At 64.1% G+C, this 24,721-nt stretch carries 15 protein-coding genes, 1 tRNA gene and 1 pseudogene; 14 read left to right on the forward strand and 3 right to left on the reverse strand.

The genetic code is table 11. The annotated features are described in order from the left end of the window. The first annotated feature begins 238 nt into the window (after positions 1-238). The 6 genes from ACTJKX_RS04280 to ACTJKX_RS04305 all read left to right on the forward strand — a co-directional run bounded on the left by ACTJKX_RS04280 (position 239) and on the right by ACTJKX_RS04305 (position 7,367). Complete coding sequence (locus tag ACTJKX_RS04280) at positions 239-1,264, forward strand: LacI family DNA-binding transcriptional regulator (protein WP_367625712.1); 1,026 nt, start codon at positions 239-241, stop codon at positions 1,262-1,264. A gap of 282 nt (positions 1,265-1,546) precedes the next feature. After that, positions 1,547-2,377, forward strand: a complete 831-nt coding sequence (locus ACTJKX_RS04285) for a TIM barrel protein (RefSeq protein ID WP_440724467.1) — start codon at positions 1,547-1,549, stop codon at positions 2,375-2,377. A 176-nt stretch (positions 2,378-2,553) separates the two neighbouring features. Continuing rightward, positions 2,554-3,480: a sugar ABC transporter substrate-binding protein gene (locus tag ACTJKX_RS04290; protein WP_367625714.1), complete on the forward strand. Its 927-nt coding sequence runs from the start codon at positions 2,554-2,556 to the stop codon at positions 3,478-3,480. 139 nt (positions 3,481-3,619) lie between these two features. Next, entirely contained in the window at positions 3,620-5,149 is a 1,530-nt protein-coding gene (locus tag ACTJKX_RS04295) for a sugar ABC transporter ATP-binding protein (protein ID WP_311934403.1), read from the forward strand. Positions 5,150-5,225: 76 nt separating this feature from the next. Continuing rightward, positions 5,226-6,272 (forward strand): ABC transporter permease, encoded by a 1,047-nt coding sequence (locus ACTJKX_RS04300; RefSeq protein ID WP_105865301.1) that lies wholly within the window; start codon positions 5,226-5,228, stop codon positions 6,270-6,272. 336 nt (positions 6,273-6,608) lie between these two features. Further along, positions 6,609-7,367: a hypothetical protein gene (locus ACTJKX_RS04305; protein ID WP_367625715.1), complete on the forward strand. Its 759-nt coding sequence runs from the start codon at positions 6,609-6,611 to the stop codon at positions 7,365-7,367. Positions 7,368-7,887: 520 nt separating this feature from the next. Here the strand turns inward: ACTJKX_RS04305 and ACTJKX_RS04310 are convergent. Together ACTJKX_RS04310 and ACTJKX_RS04315 are read right to left on the reverse strand one after the other, a co-directional pair. Further along, complete coding sequence (locus ACTJKX_RS04310) at positions 7,888-8,100, reverse strand: hypothetical protein (RefSeq protein WP_311934406.1); 213 nt, start codon at positions 8,098-8,100, stop codon at positions 7,888-7,890. Positions 8,101-8,372: 272 nt separating this feature from the next. Next, positions 8,373-8,448 (reverse strand) — tRNA-Phe (locus tag ACTJKX_RS04315). Positions 8,449-8,804: 356 nt separating this feature from the next. Here ACTJKX_RS04315 and ACTJKX_RS04320 point away from each other — a divergent pair. The 8 genes and pseudogenes from ACTJKX_RS04320 (at position 8,805) to ACTJKX_RS04355 (ending at position 23,828) form a co-directional block, all read left to right on the forward strand. Then, positions 8,805-14,030 carry an MG2 domain-containing protein gene (locus ACTJKX_RS04320; RefSeq protein ID WP_440724468.1) on the forward strand — a complete coding sequence of 1,742 codons (5,226 nt, stop codon included), beginning with the start codon at positions 8,805-8,807 and terminating at the stop codon, positions 14,028-14,030. Positions 14,031-14,223: 193 nt separating this feature from the next. Next, positions 14,224-16,344: a penicillin-binding protein 1C gene (pbpC, locus tag ACTJKX_RS04325; RefSeq protein WP_440724469.1), complete on the forward strand. Its 2,121-nt coding sequence runs from the start codon at positions 14,224-14,226 to the stop codon at positions 16,342-16,344. A gap of 141 nt (positions 16,345-16,485) precedes the next feature. After that, a complete protein-coding gene (locus ACTJKX_RS04330) occupies positions 16,486-17,643 on the forward strand; it encodes a LysM peptidoglycan-binding domain-containing protein (RefSeq protein WP_394309724.1) in 1,158 nt (385 codons plus the stop codon). A 356-nt stretch (positions 17,644-17,999) separates the two neighbouring features. Further along, complete coding sequence (locus ACTJKX_RS04335) at positions 18,000-18,815, forward strand: GntR family transcriptional regulator (RefSeq protein ID WP_394309722.1); 816 nt, start codon at positions 18,000-18,002, stop codon at positions 18,813-18,815. A 90-nt stretch (positions 18,816-18,905) separates the two neighbouring features. Beyond that, positions 18,906-20,485: pseudogene (locus ACTJKX_RS04340) on the forward strand (putative N-acetylmannosamine-6-phosphate 2-epimerase). Beyond that, positions 20,478-21,821 (forward strand): extracellular solute-binding protein, encoded by a 1,344-nt coding sequence (locus tag ACTJKX_RS04345; protein ID WP_440724470.1) that lies wholly within the window; start codon positions 20,478-20,480, stop codon positions 21,819-21,821. Before ACTJKX_RS04340 ends, ACTJKX_RS04345 begins: the two are co-directional and overlap by 8 nt. A gap of 316 nt (positions 21,822-22,137) precedes the next feature. Beyond that, the gene (locus ACTJKX_RS04350) at positions 22,138-23,001 is read left to right on the forward strand and encodes a carbohydrate ABC transporter permease (RefSeq protein WP_440724471.1); all 864 of its coding nucleotides are present in this window, start codon (positions 22,138-22,140) and stop codon (positions 22,999-23,001) included. Further along, entirely contained in the window at positions 22,998-23,828 is an 831-nt protein-coding gene (locus tag ACTJKX_RS04355) for a carbohydrate ABC transporter permease (protein ID WP_394309716.1), read from the forward strand. Before ACTJKX_RS04350 ends, ACTJKX_RS04355 begins: the two co-directional genes overlap by 4 nt. Here ACTJKX_RS04355 and ACTJKX_RS04360 read toward each other — a convergent pair. Next, entirely contained in the window at positions 23,825-24,703 is an 879-nt protein-coding gene (locus ACTJKX_RS04360; RefSeq protein ID WP_311934414.1) for a MurR/RpiR family transcriptional regulator, read from the reverse strand. The two genes, ACTJKX_RS04355 and ACTJKX_RS04360, sit on opposite strands and share 4 nt — an antisense overlap. Positions 24,704-24,721: the final 18 nt, after the last annotated feature.

The raw sequence follows: 24,721 nt of genomic DNA on the forward strand, positions 1-24,721 counted from the left end.
TAGAGCAAAACGCGTTCAAGTGTGAACGCCTATTTGCCCTAACTCTTTGTTTGGACGCGTCTTTGTGATTCTTGCTGATACCGTCAAATCGCAAAACGCTATGGCCTGGTTCCGATCAGGCCTCATCCTTGATCCGGATGCTATGTCGCACCGGTTCGGGGCTCAATGGGGCGTTGACAGTTTCTATCAAAACACGTCAAAACAACTATCATCATGATGTAATTCCATCAGAGCCACCATGGCCAGGCCGACGATCCAGGATGTCGCGAAGGAGGCGGGCGTCAGCCCCGCAACGGTCGACCGCGTTCTGAACGGCCGGCTTCCGGTTCGGCCGGAAACGGCCCGACGCGTAGCCGAGGCGGCCAAGACGCTTGGCTACTACGCCGCCGGGCTGATCCAGCAACGCCTCGATCGCGAAGTGCCGCATCTGCGCCTGGGTTTCCTGCTGCTCAAATCCGCGTCCCCTTTCTACAGCCTGCTGGCTCAATCCATTGCGGAGGCCGCAGCCTCGGCGCCCGGCTTCCGCATCTCCGCTGTGATCGAGCACCATGGCGATACCTCGCCGGCAGCCGTGGCCGAGCGGATGCATAGTCTCGGCGAGAGGTGCCAGGCTCTGGCTGTCGTATCCGTGGACCATCCCCTGATTACCGTGGCGGTGGCGGAACTGAAGGCCCGCAATGTGCCCGTCTTTGCGCTGCTGTCCGATTTTGCCGCCGAACACCGCGCCGGTTATGTCGGCCTCGACAACCGCAAGGCCGGGCGCACGGCGGGCTGGCTCATCGCCCGCACCGCTCGCCAGCCCGGCAAGATCGGCATCATTCTCGGCAGTCACCGTTTCCATGGCCATGAACTGCGCGAGATCGGGCTGCGCAGCTATTTCCGCGAGCATGCCCCGGATTTCGAGGTGCTGGACAGCCGTGTCAATCTGGAAGAGTCGAGCATAGCCTATGAAGCGACTTTCGGGCTCATCAGGCGCTATCCGGACCTGGCCGGTCTCTATGTGGCCGGAGGCGGCATGGAGGGAGTGATAGCCGCCTTGCGGGAGGAAAAGGCGAAGGGGCTGGTGGCTGTCTGCCCGGAACTGACGCCGGATTCGCGCCTTGCCTTGAGCGAAGAGGTGATTTCCTTCGTCATTGCGACACCGCTGCCGCAACTGCCCGTGGAACTCGTCCGCGTCATGGCCCAGGCCTGCCTTGCCGGCAGCGTGGAAGGAACCGGACAGACCTTCCTGCCTTTCAATCTCTATCTTCCCGAAAATATCTGAGAAGGCCGGTGCTTGCTTGATCTTGCAAGGCGCAGCCCGGGAGATTGCCGGGTTCTGCCAACTGCAAGGCGCGCGCTCGGGCCCGTTGGCGGCCGCGCGCGGCCGAGCGCGCGAATGAAATGCGCACTTGACAGGGCAGTGCAAAAATAGAATATTAATTCCAATTAAGATCAAAAACGGTCCAATCATTCTATTTTTGATGATCGGTATCGGAGCACACGGCGCCGCAAACGGCGCCGGCGAGGTTGGAAATAGGGCGCTTGCGCCTGCAAGGAGTGTTTCATGACAAGCGGAGCCGAACCCTTCGCTCTCAACCATATGACCGCACCGAAGCTGCGGCCTGCCGAATTCTTCGCACTTGCCCGCAATCTGGGGATCGATAGGGTCGAGATCCGCAACGACCTCACCGGCAACGCCACCCTCGACGGAACGCCGGCAGCCTCGGTGAGGGAGGAGGCGCAGCGCGCCGGCGTCGAAATCCTGTCGATCAATGCCTTGCAGCGTTTCAACGATTGGGGCGCGGCACGCGCGTCGGAAGCCGAAGAACTCGCCGATTATGCGGCCGGTGCGGGCGCCAAGGCTCTCGTGCTGGTGCCGCGCAACGACGGCGAGGGGCGCGGCGATCACGAGCGCCTGCCCCGGTTGATCGAGGCGTTGCAGGCACTCGGGCCAATCCTGTCTCGGCGCGGGCTGACCGGCCTCGTCGAGCCCTTGGGTTTCGAGATCTGCTCCCTGCGCCTGAAGTCGGAAGCCGTTGCCGCCATCGATGCTGTCGATGGTGCGCAGACCTTCAAATTGGTGCATGATACCTTCCATCATCATCTCGCGGGCGAGGCGGAGTTGTTCCCGCACCGCACAGGGCTGGTTCATATCTCCGGCGTGGACGATGCGTCCGTGGCAGTGGGGGAGATGCGGGACAGCCATCGCGGTCTCGTGGGAGCGGATGATCGTCTGGGCAATGTCGCTCAGATCGAGGCGTTGCGCGCTGGCGGTTATGCCGGTGCGCTCTCCTTCGAGCCTTTCGCCGAAAGCATCCAGCAGATGGACGCCAAACAGGTCCAGGCTCGCCTTGCCGCGAGCATGGCGCTGATTGCGGCAGGCTTGGTTTCCTAGGGCAAAGCGCGTTCATCCGTGGACGCGCTTTTCCAGCTCTTTGTTTCTACGCGTCTTTGTGATTGCGGGCCATCCCGGCGAACCGCAAACGCTTGAACGATCGACCAATTCCCCGAAAGGGAATTATCCGGAAAATGACGGGTGCTGCCGGACATCCGACCCAGGGAGGAGACACGATGAAACGGACCCTTTTCGCGCTCGCCGCAACGGCCTTGCTGTGCGGCACGGCCTATGCCGAGAATATCGGCGTCAGCATGGCCAAGTTCGACGACAACTTCCTCACCGTGCTGCGCAATGGCATGACCGACTATGCCAAGACCAAGTCCGGCGTGAACCTTCAGATCGAGGACGGGCAGAACGACGTCAACAAGCAGCTCAGCCAGATCCAGAACTTCATCGCCCAGAAGGTCGACGCCATCATCGTCAACCCTGTAGACACCGATGCCACCCCGCAGATGACCAAGCTCGCCACCGATGCCGGCATCCCGCTCGTCTATGTCAATCGCATGCCCTCCGAAGAGAAGCTGCCCGAGAAGGTCGCCTTCGTCGGTTCGAACGAGGTTGATTCCGGTACGCTCGAAACCAAGGAGATCTGCAAGCTTCTCGGTGGCAAGGGCGATATCGTGGTGATCATGGGCGAATTGTCGAACCAGGCCGCCCGCCAGCGCACGCAGGACGTCGAGGACGTGATCGCCAAGGAGCCCTGCACGGGCATGAAGATACTGCAGAAGCAGACGGCCAACTGGGACCGCACCCAGGCGATCGACCTGATGACCAACTGGCTGACCTCGGGCATCAAGCCGGCTGCCGTGATCTCCAACAATGACGAAATGGCGATCGGCGCCATCCAGGCGCTCAAGCAGGCCGGCCTTGCTGGCGGCAAGACCCTTGTCGGCGGCGTGGACGCCACGCAGGACGGCCTCGGCGCCATGAAGGATGGCGACCTGCAGGTCACCGTGTTCCAGAACGCCGCCGGCCAGGGCCAGGGTGCCGTCGATACGGCCCTGAAGCTTGCCAAGGGCGAGAAGGTCGACGCCATGGTCTGGGTGCCTTTCGAGCTGGTGACCCCGGCCAATATCGACAACTACCTCAAGAAGAACTGATCGGACTGCATAAGAGCCCTCCGGCTGAAGGGCCGGAGGCGCTCACGATCTTCTCGCCAGACGCGGCAATGTCCGGACCTCGGTTCCGGACCGATGAAACACGTCGCCAGCCCCGGCGCCGGCATGAGGGAGAACAAGGATGGCTGTAGTGCAATCGGCGGCGCCGAGCCGCGGTACCTCGGACTCTGCCTGTCTCATCGAGGTGGAGGGCGTACGCAAGGGCTTTCCCGGCGTGCTGGCGCTCGACAATGTTTCCTTCAAATTGCGTCCCGGCACGGTGCATGCCCTGATGGGCGAGAACGGCGCCGGCAAGTCGACACTGATGAAGATCATTGCCGGCGTCTATCAGCGCGACGGCGGCGTGATGAAGCTGCGCGGGCAGGAGGTGCAGTTCTCCGGGCCTCTCGATGCGCTCCAGCAAGGCGTCGCCATGATCCATCAGGAACTCAACCTGATGCAGTACATGACGGTGGCGGAGAACGTCTGGATCCGGCGCGAGCCTCTGACCCGGCTGGGTTTCGTCGACCATGGCGAGCTCAACCGCCGCACCGCCAAGCTGTTCGAGCAGCTCAAGATCAAGATCGACCCCACCGTGCCCGTCGGCTCGCTCTCGGTGGCCAACCGCCAGATGGTCGAGATCGCCAAGGCGATTTCCTACAATTCCGACGTGTTGATCATGGACGAGCCGACGTCGGCGCTGACCGAGACGGAAGTCGCGCATCTGTTCGAGATCATCCACGATCTCAAGGCCCAGGGTAAGGGCATCGTCTACATCACGCACAAGATGAACGAGCTCTTCGAGATCGCCGACGAAGTCTCGATCTTCCGCGATGGCAAATATATCGGCACGGACCTAGCCGCCAATCTCACGCGCGACGAGATCATCCGCCGCATGGTCGGCCGCGAGATCACCCAGATGTTCCCCAAGGAGACGGTGCCGATCGGTGACGTGGTCCTGTCCGTGAAGAACCTGACGCTGGATGGCGTCTTCCACGATGTCTCCTTCGACCTGCGTTCCGGCGAGATCCTTGGTTTCGCCGGGCTGGTCGGGGCAGGGCGCTCCAATGTGGCGGAGACCCTGTTCGGCGTGACGCCGGCCTCCTCCGGTACGATCGAGGTCTTCGGCAAGCCCGTCTCCATCTCCTCGCCTGCGGTCGCCATGCGCCAGGGCATGGCGTTTCTCACCGAGGACCGCAAGGATACGGGCTGCTTTCTCATCCTCGATATTCTCGAGAACATGCAGATGGCGGTGCTGACGCAGCGCTACGTCAAGGCCGGCTTCGTCGCCGCGGGCGAGGTGACGCCGGCCTGCACCGAGATGAGCGCGGCGCTGCGCGTCAAGACGCCGAACCTGCATGAGCGCATCGAGAACCTGTCGGGCGGCAACCAGCAGAAGGTGCTGATCGGCCGCTGGCTCCTGACCAAGCCGAAGATACTCATCCTCGACGAGCCGACGCGCGGCATCGATGTCGGCGCCAAGGCCGAAATCCACCGCCTCATCAGCAAGCTGGCGGGCGAGGGCGTGGCTGTGATCATGATCTCCTCGGAACTGCCCGAAGTGCTGGGCATGAGCGACCGCATCCTCGTCATGCATGCCGGCCATGCCACCGGCATCCTCGACCGCGCCGAGGCGGACCAGGTCAAGATCATGGAACTGGCCGCGCGCTGAGGCGCGAGGCCCTGGAATTGGAAGAACCCCGATACGATGCGCCGTGAGGCGCTTAGCGATAGAATTGGAGGATCCCATGTCCGCGAATGAGGCTGCCGGCAAATCGCCGCAGATATCCAGCGTCAAGCCGCATCGCCGGCTGCCGCAGGAACTGAGCATCCTGGCGGTTCTCGCCGTCATCGTGGCGATATTCGAGCTCATTGGCTGGCCGCTGAAGAGCCAGAGCTTCTTCTTCAATGCGGGGCGCCTGAGCATCATCTTCCTGCAGGTGGCGGTGATCGGCATCATCGCGGTGGGCGTGGCGCAGACCATCATCACCAGCGGCGTCGACCTGTCCTCCGGCTCCGTGGTGGGTGCCACCGCCATGATCGCCGCCTCGCTTGCGCAGGTGAGCACGGCGCGCTCCGTGGTCTATCCTCACCTCACCGACCTGCCTTTCATCATTCCCGTGCTGGCGGGCCTGGCGACGGGGCTGCTTGCCGGCGTCATCAACGGCGCGTTGATCGCTTACGCCAATGTGCCGCCCTTCATCGCCACGCTCGGCATGATGGTCTCGGCGCGCGGCTTCGCCACCTGGTACACCAATGGCCAGCCCGTCAGCACTTTCACGCCTTCCTTCCGCGTCATCGGCTCGCCCGTGGAACTCTTCGGCTTCTCCATCGACGTGCCGACGGTGATCTTCCTGGTGGTGGCGCTGATCTTCCATATCGCGATGTGCTACACGCGCTACGGCAAGTTCACCTATGCCATCGGCTCGAACATGCAGGCCGCTCGCGTTTCGGGCATCGACGTGAAGTGGCACCTGGTCAAGGTCTACGGCTTCGCTGGCCTGCTTTCGGGTCTGGCCGGCGTGGTGCAGATCGCTCGTGCCGGCTCCGGCCAGGCCGGCGCAGGCCTCGGCTACGAGCTGCAGGCCATCGCGGCGGTGGTGATCGGCGGCACCTCGCTCTCCGGCGGCGTGGGACGCATCACCTCCACGGTGATCGGCCTCCTCATCCTCTCGGTGGTGACGTCAGGCTTCACCTTCCTCGGCGTTCCTGCCTCCCTGCAGCAGATCGTGCTCGGCGCCATCATCGTGGGTGCCGTGGTGATCGACCAGTATCGCCGGCGCCGGAAGGTCTGAGGCGAGGGGGACCGCGATCGAACGGCCCGTTCGTGAGGACGGGCCGGTGTCGTTTCCAGGCCTGTCGCCCTTGCAGAGGCATACACGATTGGTTGCAATCACGCGTGCCCTCGCGAACAGGCCCGTTGCCTCGCCGCCGACTTACTATATGTAGTCGATCCTTGTAGTGACTGCTGATGGCTTGTCGGTCTAGTGATTGTCGGGCAGGGGCAGCACAGAAGATCGAATGACACCATGGTCAATGCGGTACGAATGTTCCCCTGGCCAAGAAATGAGGGGTGAGAGGGTCAACTCTTCCGGCCGGTGCCGGCAGGAGGTTGAGCCTGGCGAGACTTGATGAGCAGCAACACCACCGTCTATCTCTTTCCGCATATCCTGAAATGCGCCGGCCTGAGCGTCAGGGACTATCTCCTGCATGATGTTCCGTCGCGCGGTTCCGCCGTGATCTATTCCAAGCCCGAGCAACGGCCTTGGCTCGATCCCGTGAACCGCGTGCCCCAAGCCGACCGCGACGAAATCCGCATCCTGTTCGGCCACAGATTGCCGCGCACGGCCGCCCGGGGGTTCGAGGGTCGCGTCATCCGGGAGGTCGGCCTGCTCCGGGAACCGGTGTCCTTCTATGTCTCGCTTTATAATTTCCTGCAGAAGACGCCCGAGAGACATCGTATCGTGGGCATGTCCTTCGAGCAATGGTACCCGACCAACAAGCACAACCGTATCAGCCGCTTTTATTTCAGGCATTATTTCGGCTTGTCCTCCCTGGGCATCCGCAAGATGAGCCAGCGCCAGAGGTTCGAATTCCTGTCCAGGCAGTTCGAGACGTTCTGGTTCGTCGGCGATTATCGCAATTGCGATGCGGTGATGGAGCAGATGACCCAGGATATCGGCTGGAAGTTCGAGAAACTGCCCCATGAGAATGCCGCGCCCACCAATGCGCTGCGCAGCCAGGATATTGGCGAGGCACTGCGTCAGAAGATCCTGCAGGACAATGCGCTCGACCTGGCCCTCTACGAAACCTGGGCCGAGCGCAAATGGGGAGACAATCCAACGCTGGAACGTGGCCAGGGTCTGAACAATCGTTGGACCTGGCAATAGCCGCGACAGGGAAGGGGAGAAGCGTCCATCGGGTGCCCTCCTCAGAGGGGGGCGACCCGGGCGTTTCAAACTCTTGCCCTGATCCCGTGCTAAGCAGACAACAGGCTGGCGTCCACGAGGCCTGCGAAGAGCAATCCTCGGCTTTTATCGGATTGTCGGCTAGGCCCGAGCGCATGGATCCGCCCATGGCCCACGCGCCCGGGCCGATGACCCCCAGAGCAAAGCGCGTTCAAGCGTGAACGCTTTTTTGCTCTAACTCTTTGATACGATGCGTTTTTGCGATTCTTGGTGATTCAACCAAATCGAAAAACGCTTTAACCGAACTTCGCTCCCCGATCAGAAGGGCAGAGTTCTTTCTGACCGGGGCTTTGTTGAACGCTTCCATGACGGAAATGCGCGGGAGTGGGGCGGTCCGGGTTTCCGTTGCGTCGCTCGGGGCATGGGCCGAAAACGGGCCGGCGATGAGAGGATCGTGGGTGCGGACAGGCTATGGTCACAACTGCTTTTGTCGTTTGACCAGCTAGATTTGTTGCGATCGGGGCGGTGTGATCGTTTCAACGCTTGATTGGCTCGCAGCGGCCTTGGCTTGGCGAAAGGCGGACAGATCTGCCGGTGGCGAGCCGCCCGAGGTCGGGGCAGCATATCCTGGCGGGAGGCGGCAGATGAAATCGAACTCCGCATCGAGAAACGCCTGGCGCGCATCAATCACGTTCGCCGTGTCGCGTAAGTCCATATCAGTCCCCACCGTTATGCCTTCCGGCACAGTGTTCGCGGCATGGGGTTAATGTTCGGTTGTGGAGGCGCTCTTTGGCCCGCGCGACTATCAGGCTATTCGTTTCGACTGGAGCCTCGCCGTGACCCTGGAGAACGTCGCAGCGCGCAGATCCTTGCAGACTTTCACATCTGCGAGCGGATAGACCAAGCACGTAACAACGCGCGCTTTGGTGTCAAAGCGTTGATTTTTTCGACGATTTCGAAGAATTTGGAAATCAGCGGAAGGGCTGATGGTGCCTGAGGGCGGAATCGAACCACCGACACTGCGATTTTCAGTCGCATGCTCTACCAACTGAGCTACTCAGGCATCCGGCGAGTCAGCCGAGGCCGCCGCGAGACCGCGGGTGTATAGCCAGCGCCTCCGTGGTTGTCCAGCCCTCTTGCACGGAAAAAATAAGCCGGCTGCAAAAACACCGGTACGCATCCTGTTCCCACCGGTACAGATGGTAAAAACTCTCTGAATCATGATTGCCGCCGACCCAGGGCGCCCTTAATCTTGCGGGCTCGGTGGCCCGTTCCCTGTGCATATCGCGTGACCCGGGCGTGTCGTCAGTTATCGATTGGGTCCCATCCATAACTGACGACACGCCCGGGTCACGCCGACTCGCTAGCGTGGACAGGACCGCCGCAACAAGCCCGGGGGCGGGTAAGAGGACAGGCAACATGGTCAGGCAGGCAGCGCGCCAAGGCGTCTTCGTGCGGTTTTTCTCAGCATTCGTGCTCATGCTCGCCGTGCTGGGCTGGGTGGCCGCCGGCCCGGTGCAGGCGGCGCCGCTGTTCCAGGCCGACAGCTATTCCTATGCGGCCGACAGTTACAAGGACAGCATCGCCAAGCTCGCCAAGACCATGAAGAAGAGCGCGCCTCAGCTCCAGGAGGAGCTGAAGGCGGCCATCAGCTCCGACAATGCGCGCAACACCGCCGTGGTGGTGGAGCAGTTCATCGCCCTGTCCCCCAATGACGGTGCGATGTGGAAGCGCCTCGCCGATTTGCTGCTGGTGGCCGAGCCCTTCAACAGCCAGGACGGCTACGAACTGCCCTACAAGGCGCTTGGCGCCTCGATTCGCGCCTATCAGCTTGCCAAGACGCCGCAGGAACAGGCCGACGCGCTCAACGATGTCGCCCAGGCGCTGGTCAAGCGCGAGGATTGGCGGCCAGCCCTCAACGCCTATCGCGCCAGCCTCGATCTGGTCGACAATGCCGAGATTCGTGAAGCCTATGAGGACGTGCGCAAGGATCATGGCTTCCGTATCACCGATTATACGGTGGAGAGCGATGCGCCGCAGCCGCGCCTGTGCTTCCAGTTTTCCGATCCGTTGAGCAATGCGGTCGCCGACTACACGCCCTATTTCACCCAGGATCCTGGGCCTGTCTCGGCCGTCACGGTCGACGGCACCAAGCTCTGTGTCGAAGGCCTGAAGCATGGCGGGCGCTACAAGGTCACCGTGCGCCAGGGTCTGCCTTCTGCCGTGGACGAAAGCCTGCTCAAGAACGCCGAGTATGAGATCTATGTGCGCGATCGCCTGCCATCCGTGCAGTTCGTCGGCAAGAGCTACGTCCTGCCGCGCACCGGCCAGAACGGCATCCCTCTGGTCTCGGTCAATTCCACCCAGGCCAAGCTCGCGCTCTACCGGGTCGGCGACCGCAGCCTGATCTCCGCCGTGATCGATTCCAATTTCCTCGACCAGATCTACGGCTCCCAGGCCAGCGAGATTGCCCGCACCAAGGGCAAGAAGGTCTGGGAAGGCACGATGGACCTTACCAGCACCCCGAATCAGGACGTCACCACCGCCTTTCCGGTCGACGAGGCGCTCGGCAAGATCGAGCCCGGCCTCTATGTGATGACGGCCCAGCCCGGCGAAGTGAAGGAAGACGAGGACAACCAGCTCGCGACGCAGTGGTTCGTCGTCTCCGATCTCGGCCTGTCGACACTGAAGGGCAAGGATGGCCTGCACGTCTTCCTGCGCTCCATCGCCTCGGCCGAGCCGCTTGCCAATGTCACGGTGCGCCTGCTTGCCCGCAACAACGAGATTCTCGGCTCGGTGAAGACGGATGCCGATGGCGCTGCCTTCTTCGATGCCGGCCTCACCAAGGGCAATGAGGGCCAGGAGCCGGCCCTCGTGGTCGCGTCCGACGAGAAGAGCGACTACGCCTTCATCGACCTTACCCAGCAGGCCTTCGACCTCACCGATCGCGGCGTTACCGGCCGCGACCCGCCGGGGCCGGCCGATGCCTTCGTCTATGTCGAGCGCGGTGTCTACCGCCGCGGCGAGACGGTGCATGCCGCCATCCTGTTGCGCGACGGCAATGCCAATGCCCTGGCCGAGGTGCCCGTCACCATGGTGGTGCAGCGTCCCGATGGCGTTGAATATTCGCGCACCGTGCTGAAGGACCAGGGCGCCGGCGGCCGCACGGCCGACATCGCCATCATTCCCTCTGCCGCCAGCGGCACCTGGCGCGTCGTCGCCTATACCGATCCCAAGGCGGCACCGGTCGGCGAGACCACCTTCCTGGTCGAGGACTATGTGCCCGATCGCATCGAGTTCGACCTCGCCACCTCGGGCACCCGCATCGACCGCACCAGCGGCGCCAACCTGAAGGTGGACGGGCGCTATCTCTTCGGTGCCCCGGCCGCCGGGCTCGACATTGAGGGCGATGTCTCTGTTTCCACCGACAGCCAGCCTTTCTCGCAATGGAAGAACTATGCCTTCGGACTGTCGGACGAGAATGTCGATACGGTGCAGAACACCGTCGACGATCTCGCCCAGACCGACGACAAGGGCCATGCCGAATTCACAGTGCCGCTGCCGCAGCTGCCCACGACCACCCGTCCGCTCAAGGCCAATTTCGTCATCCGCATGAAGGAAGGCGGTGGCCGTGGCGTGGTGCGCAGCGCCTCCCTGCCGATCGCCTCCACCGGCCCGATGCTGGCGCTGAAGCCAGGCTTCGGCGAGGGAACGGTACCCGAGGGCCAGCAGGCTCTGTTCGATGCCATTGCCGTCGATCCCCAGGGCAACCAGGTGGCGGCCAAGGGCGCGACCTGGACGCTCAAGCGCCTGACCACGACCTATCAGTGGTACAAGAGCAACAATCGCTGGAACTACGAGGCCGTCACCACCGCCCGCAAGGTCGGGGGTGGCACGGTCGACCTCGCGGCCGACAAGCCCGCCCAGATCTCGGCGCAGGTGCAGTGGGGCCAGTATCGCCTCGAAATCTCGGCGGATGGGCTGGCTTCCTCCTCCAGCTCCTTCTATGCGGGCTACTACACCAGCGAGAAGGCCGACACGCCCGACATGCTGCCGGTCGCCCTCGACCAGACCAGCGTCAAGACCGGCGATACGCTGCAGGTGAAGATCGACGCCCGTTTCGCCGGCAAGGCCTCGGTGCAGGTGGTCGGCGAGAAGCTGCTGTCCTCCACCCTGGTCGACGTGCCGGAAAAGGGGACGACCGTTCCCGTCACCGTCGGCAAGGATTGGGGCACGGGCGCCTATGTCGTGGTCACCCATTTCCGGCCGATGGACGTTGCCGCCAAACGCATGCCGACGCGCGCGATCGGCCTCGCCTGGTTCGGCATCGACCGCAATGAGCGCACGCTCAAGGTCACGCTCACGCCGACAGAGCTGATGAAGCCGCGCCAGCCTCTCAAGGTGCCGGTGAAGGTCGAGGGCCTTGCCGGCGAGAAGGCCTATGTCACCGTGGCGGCCGTCGATGTCGGCATCCTCAACCTCACGGGCTACAAGCCGCCGGAGCCCGAGACTTTCTATTACAGCCAGAAGCGCCTTTCGGCCGAGCTGCACGATCTCTACGGCCAGTTGATCGACGGCATGGAAGGAGCGAAGGGGCGGATCCGCACCGGGGGCGACGGCGGAGCCAATTTCAACAGCCCGCCGCCGACGCAGGCGCCCCTGGCCCTGTTCTCCGGCATGGTCGAGGTCGGTGCCGACGGCACGGCCGAGATCAGCTTCGACATTCCCGCCTTCAACGGTCTGGTGCGGGTGATGGCGGTGGCCTGGACACCGACCAAGGTTGGCCATGCCTCGGCGGACGTCAAAGTGCGCGATCCGGTGGTGATCGCCGGCACCTTGCCGCGCTTCCTTGCCGTGGGCGATCAGTCGCGCTTCCGCCTCGATCTCGTCAACGCCGAGGCCGCGCCGGGCGACTATACGCTCGCCGTCACTATGGAAGGGCCGATCGGTGCCCAGCCGTCTGCCCTCTACCAGACCGTGAAGATAGGGGCGGCTGGCTCGCGTACGCCGGTCAACATTCCCATCACCGCCAACGGCATCGGCACCGGCAAGCTGGTCGCCACCTTGGCGGGTCCCGGCAATGTCGCCATCGACCAGAGCTTCACGCTCGGCGTCCTGCCGGCCAATCCGCCGGTGACGCGCCGCACGATCCAGACCATCGCGGCCAATGGCGGCGGTATCACCGTCAATGCCGACCTGGTCGCCGAAATGGTGCCTGGCACCGGCGCGGTCTCGCTTTCGGTGGGGCCGTTCAGCGCCCTCGACGTGCCCGGCCTGCTGCGCGATCTCGATCGCTATCCCTATGGCTGCTCGGAACAGCTCGTCAGCCGCGCGCTGCCCTTGCTCTATCTCAGCGAACTCGGCGGGAATGCGATCGATCTCGACGGCACGGTGAAGGAACGCCTGGGCGATACGGTGCAGCGTCTGCTCGCACGCCAGGATTCCAATGGTGCCTTCGGCTTGTGGAATGCCGACAGCGGTGAATTATGGCTGTCGGCCTATGTCACCGACTTCCTGCTGCGGGCTCGCGAGAAGGGCTTCGTCGTGCCGGAACTGGCGCTCAACCAGGCGGTCGACTATCTGCGCAACCGCGTCGGCAATGCGCCTGACGTGGAAGAGGGCAAGGGCGAGGATATCGCCTATGCCCTCTACACGCTGGCCCGGGCCGGCAGGGCGCCGGCGGGTGATCTGAAATATCTCGCCGATACCAAGATCGGCCAGTTCGGCAGCGCCATGGCGCGGGCCCAGATCGCCGCCGCTCTCGGCATGCTCGGCGACAAGCCGCGGGCCGGCGAGGCGTTCGGCTCGGCAGCCGAGGCGCTCCAGAAGGAGACCAGCGATACCAGCCTGGCCTATCGCAATTATGGTTCGCCGCTGCGCGACGCCGCGGCGGTGGTGGCGCTTGCAGGGGACAACAATGCCAGCCTGCCGGTGATCAGGACGGCGCTCAAGGTCATTACCGATGCGCGCTCCAAATCCCGTTATGCCTCGACCCAGGAGATGACCTGGATGGTGCTTGCGGCCCGCAGCGTCGCCGACCAGGCCCGTTCCCTCAAGCTGATCGCCGATGGCTCGGAGCAGCAGGGCGCCTTCTACAAGGTCTATCGCGGCGAGGCACTCAAGACCCCGCATTCCGTCTCCAACCCCGGCGCCTCGGCCCTGCAGGCCGTGGTTGCGGTTTCCGGTTCGCCCGTCGTACCCGAGCCCGCTGCCAACAACGGCATGAACCTGACGCGGAGCTATTTCTCGCTCGACGGCAAGGCTGTGGATCCTACCGAGGTGAAGCAGAACACCAGGCTGGTAGTGGTGGTGAGCGCCAGCCGCAGCGGCGACAACCAGACCGGCAACTTCCTGCTCGTCGATCGCCTGCCGGCCGGCTTCGAGATCGAGAATCCGAACCTGGTCGTCACCGGCGAGACCGGCAGCATGTCCTGGCTCAAGGATCTCACCGAGGTCACTCATTCGGAGTTCCGAGACGACCGCTTCGTCGCCGCGTTCACCGACCAGGCCGCGAAGGTTGCCTATGTCGTGCGCGCGGTGGCGCCTGGCCGCTACATCCTGCCCGGTACCACGGTGGAGGACATGTACCAGCCCGAGCGCAACGCCACGCTTGCCACCGGCACGCTGACGGTGACCGAAAAATGAGGAGAAGGCCGCGCTATACCCTCCCCTGGAGGGGGAGGCTCGGCCTGAAGGGCCGCGGTGGGGTGATCCTCACCTCGAAACACATTGTATCGTTCGCTGTCGCTCTCCACTGGGAAGCTGGCATTGTCACCCCACCCCGACGCTTTGCGTCGACCCTCCCCCTCCAGGGGAGGGTGAAACCAGCGCTGCGCCCATGACCGCCCGGCGCGTCCATATCCTTTGCGCGCTTCTGTTCACGGCCATTGTCGCCGTGAACGCCGGCGGCTTTGCGCTGTCGGAAGCTGTCAGGCGCCTCGGGCCGGTGCCCCTGGGCGAGAACGTGACCTATTCTCCGCTGGTGGTGGACCGCGACGGCAAGCTGCTGCGACCCTTCACCACGGCGGACGGCTATTGGCGCCTGCCGGCAAAGCCGGAGGAGGTCGACCGGCGCTTCCTGTCGATGCTGGTCGCCTATGAAGACAAGCGCTTCTATTCCCATCACGGCATCGATCCGGTGGCCATGGCCCGCGCCGCCTGGCAGATGGTGAGCCGGGGGCGCATCGTCTCCGGCGGCTCGACCTTGACCATGCAGGTCGCCCGCCTGCTCGAGCCGCGTCCCGATCGCACTTTTGCCGACAAGGCGGCGGAGATGATCCGCGCCGTCCAGATCGAGAACCGACTGAGCAAGGAGCAGATCCTCGGCCTCTATCTGGCTTTGGCGCCCTATGGCGGCAATCTGGAAGGAACACGGGCGGCCTCGCTCGCCTATTTCGGCAAGGAGCCCAAGCGCCTTTCGACAGCGGAGGCGGCGATGCTGGTGGCCTTGCCGCAGGCCCCTGAATCGCGCCGCCCGGACCGGGCTCCGGCCGCGGCCAAGGCAGCCCGCAATCGGGTCTTGCGGCTTCTCGCCGGCAAGGGCGCGCTCCATCCCGACCAGGCAGAGGCCGCCACGCTGGAAGCGGCACCGCAGGGGCGCAAGCCCTTTCCGATTCTGGCGGCCCATGTCGCCGAACGGCTGGTGCGCCAGGACCTGCTGCTTCAGGCCCAGGCCGGCAAAAGCGAGCCCAATCCGGTGGTGACCACCACGATTGCACGCTTCCTGCAGGAGCAGCTCGAGAACCTGGCGCGCGAGCGGGCGACCGCCTTGGGCGGCGGCGTCTCGGTTGCCATCGTTGCCGTCGACAATGCCAGCGGCGAGGTGAGGGCGCATGTCGGCGGCGTCGGCTATTTCGACAAGGCGAGGGCGGGCCAGATGGATCTTGCCGAATCCTTGCGTTCGCCCGGGTCCACCCTGAAGCCGTTCATCTATGGTCTTGCCTTCGAGGATGGCCTCGCCCATCCCGAGACGCTGGTGGATGATCGTCCCGCGCGCTTCGGCGTCTACAAGCCCGAGAATTTCGACGATGCCTTTCAGGGCACCGTCACCATGCGCCGTGCCTTGCAGCAGTCGCTCAACGTGCCGGCGGTGATGCTGCTCAATTCCATCGGTCCGAACCGGCTGATCGCCCGTATGAAGAATGCCGGCGCCGAGCCGTCCTTGCCGCCCGACGCCGTGCCGGGCCTGGCCGTCGGTCTTGGCGGAGCTGGCGTCAAGCTCACCGACCTCGCCACGCTCTATTTGGCGCTGGCTCGGGACGGAGAGGCACTGCCACTGATCTGGCGGCCGCAGGACCGCGCGCTCGGCGCGCAGCCCCATCGCCTGTTCGAGAAGGCCGCGGCCTGGCAGGTCGGCAATGTCCTGATCGGCGCGCCGCCGCCGGAGAACGCAGTTGGCGGCAAGATCGCCTACAAGACCGGCACGTCCTACGGCTATCGCGATGCCTGGGCGGTCGGGTTCGACGGTGCCAACACGGTCGCCGTCTGGGTCGGGCGGCCCGATGGCGCCCCTGTCTCGGATCTGGTCGGGCGCAAGGCCGCCGCTCCCATCCTGTTCGATGCATTCCAGCGCATCGGTGAGAAGCGGGTGCCGCTCAAGCCGCCGCCGTCGGGCGTGGTGTTTGCGCGGACCTCGGAATTGCCGCCAGCCTTGCAGCGCTTCCGTCCCGGCGCCTTACCCGAAATTGCCGCCGCCGGTTCGGGCGATGCCCCTCTGGTGATTTCCTTCCCGCCCGATGGCGCACGGGTCGAGGTTGCCGGGGGAGAGCCGGATGCCGCGCTGGCTCTCAAGGCGATGGGGGGCGCGCCGCCCTTCACCTGGCTCGCCGACGGCCTGCCGATCGTGATCGGCGAAGAACGCCGGGAGGCCGTTTGGGACAAGCCAGGCAAAGGCTTTGCGCGGCTCTCGGTGATCGACGCCAGGGGGCATACGGCCAGTGTGCAGATCAGGTTGGATTGACGTCCGCTTTTCGTAAGGGGCCGATGACCTAGGACAAGATTTTTCACCCGGAACCATAATATTCCTGTCAAGAAGCAAGCCTAGCCTCGGGCGCAGCACATTCCAACCATTGGCAGAAAACCATTTTCCGGGAGAGGCATCGTGCAGGCAGGGCGTTATGTGATCAAGCAAGGCGATACCTTGTGGGGAATCGCCGGCCGCTACTACGGCAATCCGGTGCGCTGGCCGGAGATCTATGCCTACAACAATGAGCCGGCGATCGTGGCCAAGACCGGACACGGCATCGTCAATCCCGATCTCATCAAAGCTGGAGCGGTGATCTACCTGCCGAAGCAGCATCGTCGCGTGGTTCTGCGCGGTACGTCGACAGGCCCGGCTCCGACGGCGAAGCCACAACCCGCCAATCCGCCCGCACCCAGCTCACCCACGCCCGCCCCCACTCCGACAAGGGGCGGCACGACTCCGTCCCATTCCCATACGCGCACTCAGCCCGATGCTGGCAGCAACCCGGCGGCCAGGACGCTCGCGAACAATTTCGGTTTCGGCTATCAGCTCGACGACCTGCCGATCATCGAGATCAAGGGCAATGGCTTCTCGGCCAAGGTCAAGCTGAAGGGGGCGATCTTCCTGCAGCCGACCGACAAGGTGCCGCTTCTCGTCTACAGCAATAAGGGGCTCGAGTCGCAGGCGCGCCAGCAAACCTCGACCGTGCTCGGCGAGCTGGTATCCGGCGGCAAGTTGAGTTGGGACCGCAAGTCCAACAGCGTCACCTATGAATGCCAGCTCACCTTGCGCGCGAATGCGCATTCGCCGGGTGCCCAGTTCTCTGCCGGCATATCGAGCGCGGGCGAGCCGGTGCTCAAGGCCACCTTGACCTATCCGCGCATGACCGGGCGAATCCGCGACTATGTCTATGTCGCCAGCGAGTTCAAGGTCGAGATCGAACTGAAGCCGGACCAGCATTTGCGTCCGCCGCTGCCCGAGCCGGTCCTGGTGCCGAGCTATCGTCCCGTTCCCGATGCAACGCGGGTGTGGCGTCCTCAGCCTGTGCACACCGATCGCAAGCCTCCGGCATCCCCGGAACCCTCGTCGGGTATTCATTGGGGTAAGGCGACGGTGGCCATTGTCGGGGCCGTGGTCATCGTCGGGCTGACCCTGCTCGAGGACGCGGCCACCGCTGGCGGCGGTGTGGCCGATGACCCGGCGAGCTTCGCCGCTGCCGGTGCTCTGCTGCGCTGGGGTTTGCGCCGGGCGGCCGTACAGGCGGCGCCGAGGCTTGCGCCGGCGCTGGCCTATTAAAGCAAAGCGCGTTCACGGCTGGACATCCCCTTATCGAGATTCTCGCTTTTTGAGCACGAAATCTGTTCTTCGATGCGGTTTCAGAGTTTTGCAGGCCGGTCAGCAGTGCTGACCGGCCTTTTCTTGTCGCCGATGCGTCGATCGAGATTGCGTGTTAGACAGGTCCAACGGGGCAAGAGCGACGCTGCGCACCGGTTTGCGGAAGTGCAGTCGCGCCCTTGCGATCGCGTTCATGCGAGCGCGGCGGGCTTGAGCGAGGATGCCTTGCCCGTTCTTTTCGCCGTGGCGCGCCTTTGCAATCGACGGCTGCTCCGCGATATCGCGCTGTGTCCTGGCCTGAAAATACCGGTGTATGCATGCCTTCATCTTTCTCGTCCGACCAGACCGCCGATCTTGCCGAACCGACGGAGAGCCCGGAAGTGGTGCGCCTGATCGAGTATCTGCAGCGCAAGGGGCGCTTGGAAGCCGAAAGCCCTACGGCCCTGTATCGGCGTCTCCAGGAAGCTCTGCGGAGCGCCATCTCGGAGGGAATCGTTCCGGCGGGCGCCATGATCCCGGGCGAACGTGAACTGGCCCAGCGCCTCGATCTGTCGCGCGTGACCGTGCGTAATGCCATCAAGGGGCTGGTCGAGGAGCGGTTGCTGGTTCAGCGTCACGGGGCGCGGACCAGCGTAGCGCTGCGCCTGGAAAAGCCGATGACGGTGTTTACCAGCTTCTCCGAAGATATGGAGGCGCGCGGTCGCGTGCCCGGCACGACCTGGCTGCGCCGCGAGGTCGGTGTGGCCGACACGACCGAAGCCATGGCCCTGGGGCTCTCGCCGGGGGCAGGGGTGTGCCGCCTGCACCGGCTCCGGCTGGCGGATCGCGTCCCGATAGCGATCGAATATTCGGTCCTGCCGGCAGAGTTCCTGCCGAACCCGGATCTGATCGAGGGGTCGCTCTATGTGACGCTCGAGCGGCGCGGCTGCCAGCCGGTACGCGCGCTCCAGCGGGTCAGGGCCGATGTGGCGACCGCCCACGAGGCGCGCCTGCTCGAGATCGAGACGGGAGCGCCCATTCTCGAAATGGAGCGTCGCTGCTCGCTTGAAAACGGGCGGGTGGTCGAACTGACCCGCAGCCGCTATCGCGGCGATGCCTATGATTTCATGGTCGAACTGGCCCGTCGCGGCTGAAGGGTGAATGATTTCCAAACTGGTATTAAACAGGTTGCATTCTGGTCCTATTGATGTCAGGCTTCCTCATCAGCAAGCGAGGAGCATCGGGTGGCATCCGCAGTTGAACGAGCGCTCGACGGATTGATCGTGTCCTGCCAGCCGGTGATCGGCGGCGCGATGGACCGGACCGAGATCGTCGTCGGCTTCGCACTGGCCGCCGTGGCAGGTGGCGCCGCGGCCTTGCGCATCGAGGGGCTGGCCAATGTCCGGGCCGTGCGGGCAGCGACGTCGCTGCCGGTCATCGGCCTGATCAAACGGGCCGAGGCAAACACGCCCGTGTTCATCACGCCTCTGCTGACGGACGTCGCGGACCTGGCGGAAGCCGGTGCCGACATCATCGCATTCGATGCCACGCAGCGCTCGCGCCCCGTCCCTGTGCCGGCGATGATCGCCGCCATCCATGCCGCCGGACGTCAATCCATGGCCGATTGCGCCGGCTTAGCGGATGCCACCGCGGCTGTAGAAGCAGGGGCATCCGTGATCGGCACCACCCTGTCCGGCTATGTCGGCGGGCCGGTGCCGGAGGAGCCGGATATCGATCTCGTGCGCCGGGCCGCGGCGCTCGGCAGGCCGATTTTCGCCGAGGGGCGCTATCGCACGCTGGCCCAGGTGCAGGCTGCGCGTCAGGCCGGCGCCGATGCCGTGGTGGTCGGGTCCGCCATCACGCGCCCCGAGCATATCACGAGCTGGTTCGTCGAGGCGGTCAAGTCGCCCTCCGCCCCATCTTCTTAGGAACGCCCATGCAGCGACGGCCTGTCCTTGCGATCGACATCGGCGGCACCAAGACGCTCTCGGCCTTGGTCGACGGTAACAGGGTGCTGGAGCAGCGCCGTGTCGAAACCGCCCGCGAAAGTGGTCCGCAAACCTGGCTCGATGCCGTCGTCGCGAGCATCGCCGATTGGCGCGGACGCTATGCCGCGGCCGGCATCGCCGTCACCGGTCGGATTGCAGGCGGCCGCTGGTCGGCGCTGAACCCGGCCATCCTGCCGGTGCCGGATGGTTATCCTCTCGTGGAGGTTCTCATTGAGCGCCTGGGCGTGCCCGTCACCGCGGTCAACGATGCCCAGGCCGCTGCCTGGGGCGAATATCGCTTCGGTGCCGGGCAGGGCGCCGACATGGTGTTCATGACGGTATCGACGGGCGTCGGCGGTGGCCTGGTCCTGGGCGGGCGCCTGCTGACCGGCCGCAACGGCCTGGCCGGGCATGTCGGCCAGATCCTGACCGATCTCATGGCAGGCGAGCAGCGATTGGAGGATGTCGCCGCCGGCTCTGCCCTGGCGCGATTGGCGGGCGGCAGCGGGCAGTGGCCCGACCCGCCGGCCCTGCTGGCGGCTGCGCGGGCCGGCGATGCTCGCGCCGAATCCCTGATCGACGGCGCGGTGCTCCCGTTGGTTCGTGCTGCGCGCTCCCTGCAGATGCTGGTCGATCCGGATTGCTTCATCATCGGCGGCGGCCTCGGCCTGGCCGAAGGTTTCCTTGACCGGCTGCACAGCCACGCCGCGGCGCTTCCTTCCCAATACCGTCCCGAATTCCGCGCTGCCGCGCTCGGCGCCGAAGCGGGACTGATCGGCGTGGCCGATCTCGTCGACCCAAAAGCAGAAAGCGCACCGGAGGTGGATCATGTTTGAGCTGAAACGAGGCCGAAGGAACAGATGCAGGGCGCTGCTGGCCGGTCTGGCGCTGGTGCTGGCGGGCAGCACCAGCGCCCTGGCCGAGGTCACCGTCCTCGGCTGGCCGGGCGGGCCGGAGGAGACGGCCCTGCGGGCGACCACCAAGGCCTACAACGAACGCTCCGGCCTTGCCGAGGCTGACAAGGTCAAGCTGATCTTCTTCAACCGCGAAGGGTTCTGGGACAAGCTGCAGGCGGACCTCGCCGCCGGCTCGACTGAATTCGATCTCAACCTGGTCGCCACCTATTCGCTCGGCAAATATGCGCCCTTCATGCAGCCGGTGGACCTGCCCGCCGACAGCGCCAAGGTCTTCGGCGAGAAGGTGCTGAAGACCATGCAGTTCGACGGCAAGCAATATGGGGTGCCGACGGACCTGTCCTTGCATTTCATGTATGTGCGCAAGGACTTGATGGAAAAGCTCCTGGCCGATGACGGCTGGAAGAAGACCTATGGCGAGATCGCCCAGAATTATCTCGGCAAGCCGCTGCAGCCGGTGAAGCCGGAGGAGTGGACCTGGGACGACTATGCAGCCACGGCCCTGTTCTTCACCAAGAGCATCAATCGGGCCAGCCCGACGCGCTACGGCACCGTGCTGCAGATGAAGAACCTTCTGTTCAACATGATGGTGTTCCAGACCATGGCGCGCTCCTACGGCGCCGATTGGCAGGACGCCACAGGCAAGATCACGGTGGACTCGCCCGCCTACCGCACCAGCCTGGAGCTCTACAAGAAGCTCTACGATGCCGGCGCCAGCCCCAAGGATTCGCTGTCCTACGAATATGCCGAGGCCAATGCCGCCTTCGGCGCCGGGCAGGTCGCCACCATGCTGCAATGGAACGCTGCCGCGGCCGATCTCGACAATCCGGCCAAGAATGCCGTGGTGGCGGGCAAGATCGACACGCTGGCTCCACCCAAGGGACCCGAGGGACGCACCACCCATATTCACGGCCTCGGCTTCGGCCTCAACAAGGCTTCGACCCATAAGGAGGGAGCCGTCAAGTTCCTGAACTGGCTCGCGGGAGCCGAGGCGATGAAGATCTATGCCGAGGCGGGCGGTTCGCCGGCACTCGACAACAGTCTCACTGCCGCGCTGCCGAAACGGCCGGATCTCGCCAAGATCGGCGACTTCGCCGGCCAATATGGTTTCGTGATGACGGGCGGCACCTCGGCTGGCGCCCTGCAGGTCTATGAGACCCAGGCCAAGAACTTCACCGGCTATTGGGCCGGACAGACCGATCTTGATGCGGCACTGAAGGAAACAGCCGCCAAGATGCAGGAATTGCTGAAGAAATAGGCAATTGTCCTGCCGCTGGTAAATACTCACCTCCTGCCGCCAAGGTCGCACCGCCCCTCACCTTACCTCTCCCCGTAGAAACGGGGCGGGGGGACTTCGATGGCGCGTTCCATCGTGCAGCGATCTTATCTCGCCCAACCGCTGGGCGAGATGGAAGGTTCGAGGACCGATCGCGACGCCTGCGCTCCCTCGCCCCGTTTCTACGGGGAGAGGTAAGGTGAGGGGCGGTGCGACCTTGGTGATAGAGGTGTGCACCTATGTGGCGGGCTTTTGTCGATATTCTCGAGACTTGCTATCATCTGCCGGAGACAGCCTGATGGCGCTCGCCAAGAGCAAGACACCCTATCTGCTCATCGCTCCGATCACCGGATTCCTGATCTTTCTGGTGGCGCTGCCGCTATGCATCGACATCATCTATGCGCTCTCGAAAGTGACCTTCGAGACCTTGCGCAGCCCGAGCCTGCAGGGCTTTGGCAATTTCCTCACCGTGCTCCAGGACGGCGCGTTCTGGAAGGCCATGGGCTTTTCCTTGAAGTTCGCCGTGGCCGCCTCGATTGCACAGATCCTGCTCGGCCTGTTCCTCGCCATCTTTCTCAGCCCGTTATTGGCCAGGCGCCCCTGGCTGATGGCCGTCCTGATGCTGCCGATGATGTTGGCCCCGGCCCTGGTCGGCCTGATGTATCGCCTGGTGCTGCAGGAATTCGTCGGCGTGATCCCCTATTATTTCCTGTTGTTCACCGGTGACAGCCCGGCTTTCCTCAGCCCGGACAATGCCTTCGCCACGCTGGTGACCATCGAGGTGCTGCAGTGGACGCCCTTTGCCCTGCTGATCCTCTATTCGGCCTATCAGGCAATCCCCATCGAGATCAGGGAGGCGGCGGCCATCGACGGTGCGGGCTATTTCCGACGGCTGCGCTGGATCGATCTGCCCTATATGGCGCCGACCATCGCCATCACCTTCTTCTTCCGCTTCATCGACAGCTTCCGGGTCTTCGACAATGTCTATGTCCTCACCGGCAGCGGGTCCGGCGGCAGCACCACCACTATCAGCATCTACATCTACGAAGCCTTCTTCCGTGGCAGCAATATCGGGGTTGCCGTGGCAGCATCCCTGATCCTGCTGATCATGTCCTACGTCGTGGTGGCGGGATTGATGAAGCTGGCGGAGCGCCGCGCATGACACGGTTTCTCACCCTGCTGCGCTGGATCGTCTTTCTTCTCGCGGCCTTCGCGCTGAACTTTCCGCTGATCGCCACCCTGGTCGCGGCCCTCAAGAGCGAAGCGGAGATTGCCGAGAATCCGTCCTTGCTGATCGAGGCGCCGACGCTGGAGAATTTCGCCAAGGTCTTCGAAATCTCCGACCGCTTCGACATTGCCCACTATCTCGTCAACAGCCTGATTGCCGCCTCGTTGGGCTCCCTGTTCGCGATCCTGCTCAGTTTTCCGGCAGCCTATGCCATCGTTCGCCATGGCGTCGGCCAGCGCTGGCTGCTGCCCGGCGTGACCAATCTGCGCGCCATTCCGCTGATCATCTTCTCCATCCCGATCTATCTGATCTATCAGCGCCTGGCCTTGCTCGACACCCGCTTCGGGCTCGCCCTGATCCTGTGTCTCGTCAATTTGCCCTTGGTGCTGGTGCTGGTCGCCAATGCCGTCAGGGACCTGCCGATCGAGATCGAGGAAGCCGCGCTGGTCGATGGTGCCAGCACCTTCTATGTGCTGTGGCGGGTGGTGCTGCCCTTGACCGCCCCGGCCATCGCCTCCTCGCTGATCCTCGCCTTCATCTATGCCTGGAACGAATTCCTGTTCGGCCTGATGCTGACGACGCAGAGCGCCGTACCGATCACCGTCGGGGCTTCGTTCTTCTTCGCCGCGAGCGGCGGCGGGGTGCAATGGGGCACGGCGGCGGCGGTAATGATCCTCTCCGTGCTGCCGCCCTTGCTGCTCAGCCTGCTGGCCTATCGCTATATCGGACGCTCGCTGACGGCCGGTGCGGTCAAGGGCTAAACCGGGCGCTGGCTGTTCTTGCGCAGGATCTCCAGGGCTTCCATGCGAGCCTTGGAGAGGTCCCACAGCGTCTTGGTGGCGGCGGCCATCAGGGCCTCGATGATCGCCAGGATCGCCGCGTTCGAGTCCCAATTCGACGGCACCCCCGTGCGCGCCGAAATGACATGGCGGGCAAAACGGGCGATCGGCGACAGCCACTGATCGGTGAACAGGATGATGGTGGCGCCGCGTTCGGTGGCCTCCTGGGCCAGCAGGATGACATCGTCCTGGTAGCGCCGGATATCGAAGACGATCAGCACGTCGCGCTTGCCGAAATCGATGACCTGATCGCGCCAGGTCGCCGCCTGTCCCTCCACCAGCGTGACGTCGGGACGGATGACCCTGAGATGGCGCACGGTATAGAGCGCGACGGCCTCGGTGAGGCGGCCGCCGACGACATGCAGCCGGCGCTTGGTGTCCGTGATGATCGCGAGAATCGCATCGAACTCGGTCGGCGCCATCGCCTCGAAGCTGTGGGTGATGTTGGCGACCACTGCGGCGGCGAAGGCGGAGAGTGGAGATGCGTTGGCCTGCTCCGGCGCCTGCTTCATCAGCGGCGACTGCAACTGCGCTTCGAGCTCGTCCTTGAGATGACGCTGGAAATCGGCATAGGCGCCGAAGCCGAGCCGCGCGATGAAACGCAGGATCGAGGGCGCGGAGATGCCGGCGCGCGAGGCAAATTGCGCAACGGTTTCAAGGCCTGCGAACGGATAGTTCGACAAGAGGACATGGGCGGCGCGGCGCTCCGTGGGGGTCAGCGAGCCGAGCTTGCCGCGGATGGTCGTCGCCAAGGTCTCATCGCTTGCCGTGGCCGCCGCGTCTGGGCTTTTGGTCATCAGGCGACTCCCTCTGGA

Source organism: Labrys sp. 22185 (assembly GCF_052045555.1).
Classification (GTDB): Bacteria; Pseudomonadota; Alphaproteobacteria; order Rhizobiales; family Labraceae; genus Labrys; species Labrys neptuniae.